Origin of the sequence: Nostoc sp. (assembly GCF_036918015.1) — a bacterium.
In the GTDB taxonomy this organism is placed as follows: Bacteria; Cyanobacteriota; Cyanobacteriia; order Cyanobacteriales; family Nostocaceae; genus Nostoc.
This window is the reverse complement of record NZ_JBALEO010000090.1, coordinates 16,625-28,792: the sequence shown is the minus strand read 5'-3', so window position 1 is coordinate 28,792 and position 12,168 is coordinate 16,625. Positions and strand designations below refer to the sequence as shown.

Annotated in this window: 10 protein-coding genes; 8 read left to right on the top strand and 2 right to left on the bottom strand. The window is 43.9% G+C overall.

Annotation, left to right across the window (positions count from 1 at the left end; translation table 11 throughout):
- Positions 1-12 precede the first annotated feature (12 nt).
- Positions 13-186 carry a twin-arginine translocase TatA/TatE family subunit gene (gene tatA / locus V7K61_RS27635; RefSeq protein WP_335058448.1) on the top strand — a complete coding sequence of 58 codons (174 nt, stop codon included), beginning with the start codon at positions 13-15 and terminating at the stop codon, positions 184-186.
- A 52-nt stretch (positions 187-238) separates the two neighbouring features.
- On the opposite strand, the gene cphA is transcribed toward tatA, so the two are convergent.
- Both cphA and V7K61_RS27625 read right to left on the bottom strand, forming a co-directional pair.
- Positions 239-2,944, bottom strand: a complete 2,706-nt coding sequence (gene cphA / locus V7K61_RS27630; protein WP_335058446.1) for a cyanophycin synthetase — start codon at positions 2,942-2,944, stop codon at positions 239-241.
- A gap of 174 nt (positions 2,945-3,118) precedes the next feature.
- Complete coding sequence (locus V7K61_RS27625) at positions 3,119-3,982, bottom strand: cyanophycinase (RefSeq protein ID WP_094348499.1); 864 nt, start codon at positions 3,980-3,982, stop codon at positions 3,119-3,121.
- Positions 3,983-4,520: 538 nt separating this feature from the next.
- On the opposite strand from V7K61_RS27625, the gene trmD reads away from it, so the two are divergent.
- From trmD to V7K61_RS27590, 7 genes are all read left to right on the top strand, one after another.
- Positions 4,521-5,255 (top strand): tRNA (guanosine(37)-N1)-methyltransferase TrmD, encoded by a 735-nt coding sequence (trmD, locus tag V7K61_RS27620; RefSeq protein WP_335058415.1) that lies wholly within the window; start codon positions 4,521-4,523, stop codon positions 5,253-5,255.
- A gap of 34 nt (positions 5,256-5,289) precedes the next feature.
- Entirely contained in the window at positions 5,290-5,775 is a 486-nt protein-coding gene (gene ispF, locus V7K61_RS27615; RefSeq protein WP_335058413.1) for a 2-C-methyl-D-erythritol 2,4-cyclodiphosphate synthase, read from the top strand.
- A 63-nt stretch (positions 5,776-5,838) separates the two neighbouring features.
- A complete protein-coding gene (locus tag V7K61_RS27610; protein ID WP_335058408.1) occupies positions 5,839-7,623 on the top strand; it encodes an ABC transporter substrate-binding protein in 1,785 nt (594 codons plus the stop codon).
- A 172-nt stretch (positions 7,624-7,795) separates the two neighbouring features.
- On the top strand, positions 7,796-8,584 hold the full coding sequence (larB, locus tag V7K61_RS27605; RefSeq protein WP_335058406.1) for a nickel pincer cofactor biosynthesis protein LarB: 789 nt from the start codon (positions 7,796-7,798) through the stop codon (positions 8,582-8,584).
- Between the two features lie 106 nt (positions 8,585-8,690).
- On the top strand, positions 8,691-8,897 hold the full coding sequence (locus V7K61_RS27600; protein ID WP_094348493.1) for a hypothetical protein: 207 nt from the start codon (positions 8,691-8,693) through the stop codon (positions 8,895-8,897).
- Between the two features lie 103 nt (positions 8,898-9,000).
- Complete coding sequence (gene argH / locus V7K61_RS27595; protein WP_335058404.1) at positions 9,001-10,386, top strand: argininosuccinate lyase; 1,386 nt, start codon at positions 9,001-9,003, stop codon at positions 10,384-10,386.
- Positions 10,387-11,587: 1,201 nt separating this feature from the next.
- Positions 11,588-12,082, top strand: coding sequence for an NUDIX hydrolase (locus tag V7K61_RS27590; RefSeq protein ID WP_094348491.1), 495 nt, complete (start codon positions 11,588-11,590; stop codon positions 12,080-12,082).
- Positions 12,083-12,168: the final 86 nt, after the last annotated feature.

Sequence of the window (12,168 nt, the reverse complement as noted above, 5' to 3'; positions counted from 1 at the left end):
GAGGAAATTTATATGTTTGGACTGGGATGGCCAGAAATAGCTGTAATTAGCATAGTTGCTATTCTAATTTTCGGCCCAAAAAAAATTCCCGAACTGGGAACTGCACTAGGTAAAAGCCTACGAGGTTTTAAGGAGGAGATAAAAACCCCCAGCGAGGAAACCAATCAGGAAGAAGAAAAACAGTAATTAAAGGAGTCAGAAGACAGGAGTCAGCGCACTGCTTCCTCCTGATTCCTGACTACAGCAAGGTATTCACAACAGAAGAAGGCGCGATCCCATTTTGGGAATCGATGACAGTTGTGCCGGGATTTTGTTGGTGTGTCTCTTCCTTGGCTAAACCACGCAGCTTAATTAACTTAATTGCGCGAGTAACGCTTTCTGGTAGAATCACAACCAGACTGTTATCAGGAGCCATGTCTAAGCCTTTATTGATCGCTTGGGTTTCATCCAGAATTGATTCATAGCGGCTATCAGGCTTAACTTCCGTGATGCCTTGAATAATCAACTGGGCGGCTGATCCCCGTGCCCGTCCCCGTGTATCATCGTCTTCTTTGATGATGATGTAATCAAAAATTTGCGCTGCTAATTTACCCAAAGTAACAAAATCTTCGTCGCGGCGATCGCCTGGCCCACCAATTACGCCAATCCGTTGTCCCGTAGTCCAGTTCCGCACAAAGGAACCTACAGCTTCGTAACTGGCTGCGTTGTGGGCATAGTCCACCAAAGCGTGGTAGTTTCCTAAATTAAATAAATTCATCCGTCCCGGTGTTTGACTAACTGAAGCCCGGAAAGTCCTCAAACCAGCACGAATCTGCTCAATTGTGACGTTTTGCACAAACGCTGCCAAACTTGCTGCTAAAGCGTTGGCAATCATAAACGGCGCACGTCCGCCCATTGTTAAAGGTATATTTTCGGCTCTTTCTATGCGGTGTGTCCAATCACCTTTAACAATTGACAAATAGCCATTTTCATATACTGCCGCTACTCCACCCTTTTGGATGTGCTTCCGCACTAATTCCGAATCGGGGTTCATGGTGAAGTAAGCAATATTAGCTTTAGTTTTTTCTGACATGGCGGCGACGCGGCGATCGTCGGCGTTAAGTACCGCGTAGCCATCGGGGAATACAGCTTCCGCTACTACGCTTTTAAGGTTAGCTAACTGCTCAATGGTATCTATATCGCCGATTCCTAAGTGGTCAGAGGCTACATTCAATACCACCCCTACATTTGCGGCTTCAAAGCCCAATCCAGAGCGGAGAATGCCACCGCGAGCCGTTTCCAGTACTGCTACTTCTACTGTGGGATCTTGGAGGATGACGTGGGCACTTTGGGGGCCTGTATTATCGCCAGATTCTACTAAGTAATCACCGATGTATGTTCCATCGGTAGTAGTATAACCTACTACTTTTCCAGTCTGTTTATAAATATGTGCTAGTAGTCGAGTAGTGGTGGTTTTTCCATTAGTACCCGTGATGCTGAGGATGGGAATTTGGCTAGATTGCTCGTTGGGAAACAGCATATCCATCACTGCGCCAGCGACATTACGGGGAATACCCACGCTTGGAGCAACGTGCATTCGGAAGCCGGGGGCGGCGTTAACTTCGACAATCACGCCATCAACTTCCCGCAGAGGACGGCTAATATCCGTGGTGACAATATCGAGTCCAGCGATATCCAAACCGATAATCTTGACAACTCGTTGTGCCAACCAAAGATTTTCTGGGTGAATTTCATCGGTACGGTCAACGGCACTACCACCTGTACTCAAGTTGGCTGTTGCTCTGAGATAAGAAATAGTACCCTTGGGTGGCACGCTATTTAGGGTGTAACCTTGCCTTTCTAGCAACTGGTAGCTAGTGCGGTCTAGTTCAATTTTAGTCAGGACGTTATCATGTCCTTCACCGCGATTTGGGTCAAGGTTTGTTTCCTCAATCAGTTCGGCAATGGTGGATCTACCGTTGCCAATGACATGAGCCGGCACACGTTCGGCTACTGCTACTACTTTTCCATTTACCACTAGTACCCTGTGGTCACGCCCAACGTAATATCTTTCGACAATAATTGACCGAGAAACTTGTCTAGCAGCTTCATATCCAGCTTCAGCTTCTTCCCAAGTTCTAATATCAATGGTGATCCCACGTCCATGATTGCCATCTAGTGGCTTGATAACGATGGGATAGCCGCCAACGAATTCAATGGCTTGTTCTAAATCGTCTAAGAAGTTAATTACTGTACCTCTGGGTACTGGCGCACCAGCAGCCGCGAGGATGCGTTTAGTGGCTTCTTTATCGCAAGCTAGTTCTACACCCAGAATGCTGGTGTTGTCCGTCATTGTGGCTTGCATCCGCTTCTGGTTGACGCCATAGCCTAGCTGAATCAAAAAGCGGGCTTCCAGCGACATCCAGGGAATGCCCCTTTTTTCTGCTTCTTTGACGATCGCTTCGGTGGAAGGGCCTAAAGAAGCATCACGCGTGAAGTCTTTCAGGTCTTGGATATCTTGCTCTAGTTCTGCCTTGGGATAACGGCCTCGATCAACGATACTCTGGCACAGCCGTACTGCGGCTCGTCCAGCGTAGCGTCCCGCTTCCTCATTCAGGTACTCGATTACTACTTGGTAAATTCCGGGTGTGGCAGTTTCGCGGGTGCGACCAAAGCCGACGTGCATACCAGCTAATTCTTGGAGTTCTAAGGCTACGTGTTCCACTATGTGGCCAATCATAGTGCCTTCTTTGACTCGCATTAGAAAACCACCACGACAGCCAGGCGAACAATAGTGGCCCTCCAGACTTGGCAGCGCCTCAACTAATCCTTCATAAAAGCCAGGGATTTCATTCGAGGGCGTCTCGCCAAGGGTTTCTAAATCGAGGCGCATGACGATCAGCTTGTGGCGTCGAATGCTCCAATAGTTTGGGCCGCGTAATGTCTGGATCTTGAGGATTCTCATGGGAATAGGTAGATGGAGATTCGGAACCAAAATTCTAGTTTCTTACTGGAATTGACCGCTAAACTGTTCGTTATAAACAGTTTTTTCTTTTTACATGGTATTCTTATCATTTTTCTACGGTAAGAAATAATAAATGTGCGGTCAACTCAGTGTAACCTCAGATACTCTATCCCGTCAGCTGGAGATTCGGTGTACAGCAGGCAATACAGTCCGCTGGTACAAGTGGAAGCGATCGCCGTAGCTGAGGATATGGAGACGTAAATTATGTACGGTTAAGGGTTCATTAGCGCCGACATGAGGTTCGTTGGTGTGGGTTAGCTCAGTGGGATCGACAATAGTGACACTGCCTTTGCCCATGACTTGTAACCAACCATCACGTTCAAACACAGCACAAGTATCTTCGTCAATGCCAATACCTAAGCGATCGGGATGAGCTGCGATCGCACTAATCAGTCGCCCCATCCGATTACGGTTGTGAAAGTGTTGGTCAACGATTACTTCAGGAATAAATCCCAAACCCGTTGCCATATCCACTAGGGAACGATTTGGCGTCTCTCCACTACCGCCGCCTGCAATCATGTGATGCCCCATCACCGCCGCTCCTGCACTGGTGCCTGCTAACGTAAGTTGCCCCGCCCTCACCCGCTGGCGAATAATTTCCATTGCTGGCGTATCTGCCAATACACCACAAAGACGCAGCTGATCTCCTCCTGTCAAAAATACCCCGCTACAGGCTTCTAAGGATGCTTTGATCTGGGAGGCTTCACACTGTTCTCGTTCGCGGATGTCTAAAATCTCTACCTTCTGGGCACCCATTTCTTCAAAAATGCGAATATACCGACCACCAATGATGGCAGGTTCGCGAGAGGCAGATGGAATAATTGTAATATAAGCCTTACTAGCACCGGCACGTCCAAAAAAAGTTCGTAGGATTTCGCGCCCATGAACTTTATCTTCTGCACCTCCGATAACCAGAACGGCGGTTTTAGTTGCTTGGGGTGTCCTCATTTCTAGCGATTTAGCTTGTAATTGCGGCATTTTGGTTCTCCTGTCAACAACTTCAGGTGAATTTAACAAGGTTCAGTTGCCTGATGATTTTTGCGCTTTGCTTCTTCGAGAGGACACTTTTTGGAAGTTTGGAACTGGGGAAAGCCACTCTCCAAATTCTCGCTTAACGCTCGCGTTGCCTCAGTCTAAACGTGTTTGTTCCCATTCCTCAAAGCCAGCGCCTTGTTTTTCACCTGTCCACTTGTAGCAGGGCAAAATAGTCTTTAAGTGGCTATATTCCCCCTTTAGGGTTGGGGAAGAGCAGTTAAGACTACGCTTTTTTCTGAGGCTGGATCGATGCATCCTGGAAGTTGTTAACTTGATATGATTATTAATTTAAATGTAGTTGTGACAACATTTAAACATAAATTAAGTAATTAGAAAAACTTTTGATCCCATCTAAAATCCAGGAGGTCTGGTAGTTTTAGATACTATTGATAAAGTTTAACTGGAGTTTAACCCGACCTTGGCTTGCTGGTGTTTGCTAGACATTCAAATTTAAGATTAGTGTCCTCGAATACGAATAACTGTGCGCTTTGATATAGTTACGCTTTTTCCTGACTGTTTTAACTCTGTTCTCAATTCTGGGCTGCTAGGTAAAGCCTTAGCCAAACAGATTGCCGAAGTGCATCTGATTAATCCACGGGACTTTACCACTGACAAGCACCGAAAGGTCGATGATGAACCCTACGGCGGTGGTGTTGGAATGCTAATGAAGCCAGAACCTATTTTTAACGCTGTGGAGTCGCTGCCGATTCTACCCCGAAGAGAAGTAATTTTGATGAGTCCCCAGGGTCAAACAATTAATCAACCTCTTTTGAAAGAATTGGTGACAAATTATGACCAGTTAGTAGTTATTTGTGGGCATTACGAAGGAGTTGATGAGAGGGTGCTACATTTGGTAACTCGTGAAGTATCTTTGGGCGATTTTATTCTGACTGGTGGGGAAATTCCAGCAATGGCTTTGATTAATGGCGTTGTGCGGCTGCTCCCAGGAACCGTGGCCAAAACTGAGTCCCTCATAGCAGAAAGTTTTGAGGAAGGGTTATTGGACTATCCCCAATATACTCGCCCTGCGAATTTTCGCGGCTTGAAAGTGCCTGATGTCTTGCTCAGTGGGAATCATGCCGCGATCGCTAGGTGGCGTTACGAACAACAAATTCAAAGAACCCGCGATCGCCGCCCCGATCTTTTGGAGAAATTGCAGCAGGGGGAGCAGGGGAAGCAGGGGAAGCAGGGGAGCAGGGGAGCAGGGAGAGAATAATAATTTCTAACTCTTGACTAATAACTAATGACAAATGACTAAAATTCGTATTGGTAACGGCTACGATATTCATCAACTGGTGAGCGATCGCGCTTTGATTTTAGGTGGAATTAAAATTACCCATGAACTTGGTTTATTGGGGCACAGTGACGCTGATGTGTTAACACACGCGATTATGGATGCCATGCTTGGGGCATTATCTTTGGGGGATATTGGTCATTATTTTCCGCCTAGCGATCCTCAATGGGCAGGAGCAGATAGTTTAATACTATTAACTCAAGTAAATCAACTGATTCGGGATCGAGGCTGGCAGGTGGGAAATATTGACTCGGTGATAGTAGCAGAACGTCCCAAATTAAAACCGCATATTCACAATATGCGTGACAAACTAGCAGCGGTTTTAGAATTAGAACCAAATCAAATTGGCATCAAAGCTACCACTAACGAAAAATTAGGCCCCGTTGGACGTGAAGAAGGTATATGTGCTTATGCTGTTGTCTTACTAGTTGCTTCAGAGTAACTTTTGTTTTAACCTCTGATCGAGATATTGAAGACTGATTAGGATGGAAATAAATTTGGAATTATGAAATTTTTTAGACAAATTTTTCTGGCAATTAAATATTTTTGGTTGCCAATAATTTTGACTTCAGCAACAGCACTTACACTTACCGCCTGCAACCCTGCTAACTTTAAAAGTGCAGCGGCTCAAGTGCCGCAATTGGTAAGTGCTATTCTCAGCGATCCCAAAACCTTTAACTACCCTCTGAGTCAAGAATTCCCTAATGTTTTTCCTCTAATTTACGAGGGGTTAATCACCCAAAATCCAATAACTGCAAAAGTTGAGCCTGCATTAGCGGAATCCTGGCAAATTTCCGATGATAAATTAAAGATTGTTTTTACCCTACGCCAAGGCTTGAAATGGTCTGATGGTCAGCCACTAACAGTAGATGATGTGGTGTTTACCTACAATGATATTTACTTAAACGAAGCAATTCCTACAGACGTAAGAGACAGCTTGAGGATTGGTGAAAGTCGGAAACTGCCCACTGTGCGCAAAGTCGATGAACGCCGGGTTGAGTTTAGCGTACCGGAACCCTTTAGACCTTTCTTACTAAGTACAGGTTCGCCAATTTTGCCCGCACACATATTGCAACAATCGGTAAAAACGAAAGACCAAAATGGGAGTCCGACCTTTCTGAGAAAATGGGGCGTTGATACTCCTCCGAACGAAATTATTGTTAACGGCCCTTACAAAATAGAGCGCTACGACACTAGCCAGCGTGTGGTCTTCCGGCGCAACCCCTACTACTGGCGCAAGGATGCCCAAGGCAATTCTCAGCCTTATATTGAACGAGTAATTTGGCAAATTGTGGAATCAACAGATACCTCCTTGTTGCAATTTCGTTCTGGGGGATTAGATACTGTGGGAGTGTCACCAGATTATTTTTCTTTGCTAAAGGTGCAAGAAAAGCAGGGTAATTTCACCATTTATAATGGTGGACCAGCATCGAGTACATCGTTTGTTTGGTTCAATCTCAACAAAGGTAAAAGGGACGGAAAACCACTAGTAGATCCAGTTAAATCTCGGTGGTTCAATAATGTGCAATTTCGGCAAGCTATAGCTTATGCAATTGACCGCCAAACGATGATTAATAACACTTTTCGCGGCTTGGGAGTGTCACAAGATTCACCGATTTCTGTGCAAAGCCCCTATTATCTTTCCCCTAAAGAAGGGTTAAAAGTTTACGATTACAATCAGCAAAAAGCGAAGGAATTACTGCTAAAAGCAGGATTTAAGTACAACAACAATCAGTTAGTAGACGATCGCGGAAATCGTGTCCGTTTCTCTTTGCTTACCAATGCTGGAAATAAAATCCGTGAGGCAATGGGATCGCAGATTAAACAAGACTTGAGCAAAATCGGCATTCAAGTTGATTTTACGCCGTTGGCATGGAATACTTTTACTGACAAAGTTTCTAATTCCTTGGATTGGGAAGCTTCTTTGATGGGTCTGACGGGCGGATTAGAACCGAATGACGGTGCTAATGTCTGGGCACCTGAAGGCGGATTACACATGTTTAATCAGAAACCCCAAGCAGGACAAAAGCCGATTCAGGGTTGGGAAGTTGCTCCTTGGGAAGCGGAAATAGGAAATCTTTACATTCAAGCTGCACGAGAATTAGACGAAGCTAAAGTTAAAGCGATTTATACCGAAACACAGCGGATTACTCAGGAAAATTTACCTTTTATTTACTTAGTTAATCCTTATTCAATGTCAGCTGTACGTAATCGTTTTGAAGGAATTAAATTCTCTGCCCTTGGCGGCGCATTTTGGAATATTGAACAAATTAAAGTAACAGAAGATTAGGCATTGGACATTGGGCAAAACAGTTCGGTTAGCGGATAGCTAAGGTTTAGCCCGTTCCGAGTTCTAAGTAAAGAAGTGAAATTCGTTACTCAGCACTCCTGAAGGGCATAGAAAATTAGTTATTAGACGACTGATAAATCACAAAGGGCAAAAGACAAAGGGCTAATTACCGATGACCAATGAAAAAACCTTGCGATCGCTCCTCGAAGCGGTTGCCAATGGTAAAGTTACCCCAGACACGGCTTTAGACTCACTCAAAAACTTAACTTATGAATCTGTAGGTGAATTTGCCAAAATTGACCACCATCGCCAGCTAAGAACTGGTTTCCCAGAGGTGATTTGGGGGCCTGGTAAAACTCCCGATCAAATTGCTCAAATTATGGAGGTGATGCGCCTCCGTAACCCGGTGGTGATGGCAACCCGCATTGAACCAGCAGTTTATGAAGTACTGCAATCAAAAGTTAGCGATTTGCGATATTACGAATCGGCGCGAATTTGTGCGATCGCTCCCCCTACCATCGAACCACAATTCCAGGGTGAAATTGGCATTCTTTCTGCTGGTACCGCTGATTTACCCGTTGCTGAAGAAGCATCTGTCACTGCTGAACTTTCTGGTTTTCGAGTACAGCGTCTCTGGGATGTTGGCGTTGCTGGGATTCACCGTTTATTAAGTAACCGCCACCTGATTGAGTCAGCATCGGTGTTGATTGTCGTAGCGGGGATGGAAGGCGCTTTACCCAGCGTTGTTGCAGGTTTAGCAAGTTGTCCCGTGATTGCCGTACCCACTAGCATCGGTTATGGCGCAAGTTTTGGTGGTTTAGCACCTTTATTGACAATGCTTAACTCTTGTGCTGCGGGAGTAGGTGTAGTAAATATCGATAATGGTTTTGGTGCAGCAGTTTTGGCGGGACAGATTTTGCGGACTGCCGAGAAATTGCGGTTGGCATCAGCTACATCTTGAGTTAAGACATTGAAGTTACATCCAATATTTCAGTAAATATCAGTAATTAATGTAAATAATAAACTGATGCTGAAATTTGCCACCCCTAACTTCTTAATCAGCAAAGATGAGCAATTACAGCGATTTGACATCTCAGTTACTTTGGCATTTGCCTGTAAATTTGACAGCATTAGCACAAACAATCACCGATCCAAACGTTATGGGTCAGATGCAAAAAGCTTGGAGCCACTTTATACAAACAGGTCAAGTGTGGGCATTGTTGATTGGTTTAGTCATTGGCTATATGATTCGGAATCTAACTAGCTACGGCTAAATTTAAAAGTTAGGAGTTGAAAGTGAGGAGTGAGAAGTTAAGAGTCAAAACTCATAACTCCTCACTCTTAACTCTTAACTCTCACCCACTCTTTTCATAATTTATGACCGAAAAACAAACTTGGAGCCAGCGGTTTGAATCAGCGTTGCATCCAGCGATCGCTCGTTTTAATGCCAGTATAAGTTTTGATATTGAATTAATCGAATACGATCTCACTGGTTCTCAAGCTCATGCCAAAATGCTTGCTCACACGGGCATTATCTCCCCAGAAGAAGGAGAACAACTGGTTGTTGGTTTAGAACAAATCCGCCAAGAGTACCGCCAGGGAAAATTTCAGCCCGGTGTCGATGCTGAAGATGTACATTTTGCAGTTGAAGGCCGACTGACAGAAATTGTTGGCGACGTGGGTAAAAAGCTGCATACAGCGCGATCGCGTAATGACCAAGTTGGCACCGATACCAGACTCTACCTCCGCGACCAAATCCAACAAATCAAAAGCGAATTGCGAGAATTTCAAGGTGTTTTACTAGATATAGCCGAAAAGCACGTTGAAACTCTGATTCCTGGTTATACCCACCTCCAACGCGCCCAACCCGTGAGTTTAGCTCATCACCTCTTGGCATACTTTCAAATGGCGCAACGTGACTGGGAACGCTTAGGAGATGTTTCTCGCCGCGTGAATATCTCACCTTTGGGGTGTGGTGCTTTAGCGGGAACTACTTTCCCTATCGATCGCCACTACACAGCCAAACTCTTGAATTTTGACGATATTTATGCTAATAGCCTCGATGGAGTGAGCGATCGCGATTTTGCGATCGAATTTTTGTGTGCTGCTAGCTTGATTATGGTTCACCTCAGCCGCCTTGCAGAAGAAGTCATTCTTTGGTCATCTGAAGAATTTCGCTTTGTCACCCTCAAAGATAGCTGTGCCACAGGTTCCAGTATCATGCCCCAAAAGAAAAATCCCGATGTCCCAGAATTGGTGCGGGGGAAAACAGGACGTGTATTTGGTCATCTCCAGGCGATGTTAGTGATTATGAAGGGGCTACCTCTGGCATATAACAAAGACTTACAAGAAGATAAAGAAGGTCTATTTGATAGCGTTAATACAGTCAAAGCGTCTCTAGAAGCGATGACGATTTTGCTCAGGGAAGGCTTAGAATTTCGTACCCAACGGTTAGCATCAGCTGTGGCAGAAGATTTTTCTAATGCTACCGATGTAGCAGATTATCTGGCAGCACGGGGCGTTCCTTTTCGGGAAGCTTACAACCTTGTGGGTAAGGTGGTAAAAACTAGTATTGCCGCAGGTAAACTCCTAAAAGATTTGAAATTGGAAGAGTGGCAACAACTACATCCGGCATTTGCAGCAGATATTTATGAGGCGATTTCTCCCCGTCAAGTTGTTGCTGCGCGTAACAGTTACGGAGGCACTGGCTTTGCACAGGTAAACAAAGCACTCATAGCTGCCCGCACCCAAATTTCTCAATAGAGGGAGTGGGGATTAACAATTCAAAATTCAAAATTCAAAATTCAAGACATTTTGCCTACGGCACGCTGTTTGCGTTCAGACGGGGATTTAAACCCCGACTGAAACTGGCGCTACCTGTATTGTTGGGGTCTTAAACCCTTTGATTTACGATAAGAATTTTAGATTTTGGATTTTAGATTGAAATTGAATCCAAAATCCTCAATCCAAAATTGAATTGTCCAATCCCCAAAAATAAATAAGGGCGTACAAATAAATGTGCGCCCCAAAAGGTAAATAACCCAAACAATAAGGATTTAGGCAAGCAGCTTAGTCAGTGTCAGCTGCTGTTGCTGCGCCTTCTTCTTCTTCACTCTTTGGTGGTCTTTGTTGGAACCTTCTCTGCATTCTTCCTGTCGTAGTCCGTTTACGAAACTTTCTGGCATACGCCTGGTTACGTAGCGCCTTTTCTTTTTTCGGGTTACGGCGCTTGGCCATGTTCACCTCTATTAATAAACAACAAAAAAGTAGTAACTAGGCATCACGTAGGCAATATTAGCTACCAATGTTATTGATATACTTTTAGCCTAGTGCAGCAATAAATACGCTTTAAACAGTGTACTAGTCTATCGCATTATACATAATTTTGTCAATAAAAATCCTGAATTTTCCCTGTTAGCAAGACGAAGAATATTTTTTCTGAGATTCCAATCTATTAATATAGATTGGAAATTAGGATTGGAAATTAGCTTATTAGTTGTTGTTCTTGAAACAAACCAATATTATCAAGAAATAATTCAGAAGGCATAGGTGGGTTTAAGCATAAAGTCTAATATTTGATTTAGTGGTCTTGAATTAATTGTCGGTTTTCAACCCTACTTAATTGCCTCTGATAAATTCAGAATTCAGAATTTTGGATTTTGACTTATTATTCATATTATTTTTTTAATGTGTTCTAAAAATCTATTAGTAACAGCTAGTTTCAGCAGCACTAATGCTAGCTATAAACTGAAAATTTACTTGGTTAAAGAAATACAAGGTATATATAAATACAGTGCTTCTCATGAAACTTGATGTTAGAATTGATAATATTCTACGTAAATCGTGAGAATAAAATCTCAACCCACAAACATTTTTGTATAAAACAAAACTCAGCAAAAATTTTATTAGTTGAGCTTATGTAAGTGGTAGGGAACTATAGAATACAACACATAAATTTTGAAGATTGAACGTTATTGCTTTTTTTCCGGCAGCTGTCGAGTCCACACGTAGCTTATGGCGTATTGGACAAACAGTACTGGGTATAATATTTCGTCATCCCATTACTGGCACTAGTATCATCCCAATTTTACCCGATGGTCGGATTGTACTGATCCGGCGGCGCGACAATGGTCTTTGGTCATTGCCTGGAGGGATTGTGGATTGGGGAGAAGATATTCCCAATACAGTTCGCCGGGAATTGATGGAGGAAACCGGGCTAGAATTAGTGAAAATTAACCGTTTGGTAGGAGTTTACTCTGCACCAGACCGCGATCCCAGAATCCATTCGATTTGTATTGTGGTTGAAGCCGAAGTGTATGGGACAATGGAGATTCAAGACACTTTAGAAGTCATGGAAATCCAAGCTTTCTCTCCCAGTTTACTACCTTCAGAAAAGATGTCTCACGACCATACTCGGCAGTTGCAAGACTACTTGAATGGCTTGACAACACTGGCATAATAATATTTTGTCATTTGTCATTGGTCATTTGCCACCAAAGTTATGATTTAAGGAATCTTCTCTACGAGAGGCTCCCCCAAAGAAAC

Coding starts and splice junctions, on each gene's coding strand:
- tatA (WP_335058448.1), top strand. CDS start 13: ATGTTTGGACTGGGATGGCCAGAAATAGCTGTAATTAGCATAGTTGCT.
- cphA (WP_335058446.1), bottom strand. CDS start 2,944: ATGAGAATCCTCAAGATCCAGACATTACGCGGCCCAAACTATTGGAGC.
- V7K61_RS27625 (WP_094348499.1), bottom strand. CDS start 3,982: ATGCCGCAATTACAAGCTAAATCGCTAGAAATGAGGACACCCCAAGCA.
- ispF (WP_335058413.1), top strand. CDS start 5,290: ATGACTAAAATTCGTATTGGTAACGGCTACGATATTCATCAACTGGTG.
- V7K61_RS27610 (WP_335058408.1), top strand. CDS start 5,839: ATGAAATTTTTTAGACAAATTTTTCTGGCAATTAAATATTTTTGGTTG.
- larB (WP_335058406.1), top strand. CDS start 7,796: ATGACCAATGAAAAAACCTTGCGATCGCTCCTCGAAGCGGTTGCCAAT.
- V7K61_RS27600 (WP_094348493.1), top strand. CDS start 8,691: ATGAGCAATTACAGCGATTTGACATCTCAGTTACTTTGGCATTTGCCT.
- argH (WP_335058404.1), top strand. CDS start 9,001: ATGACCGAAAAACAAACTTGGAGCCAGCGGTTTGAATCAGCGTTGCAT.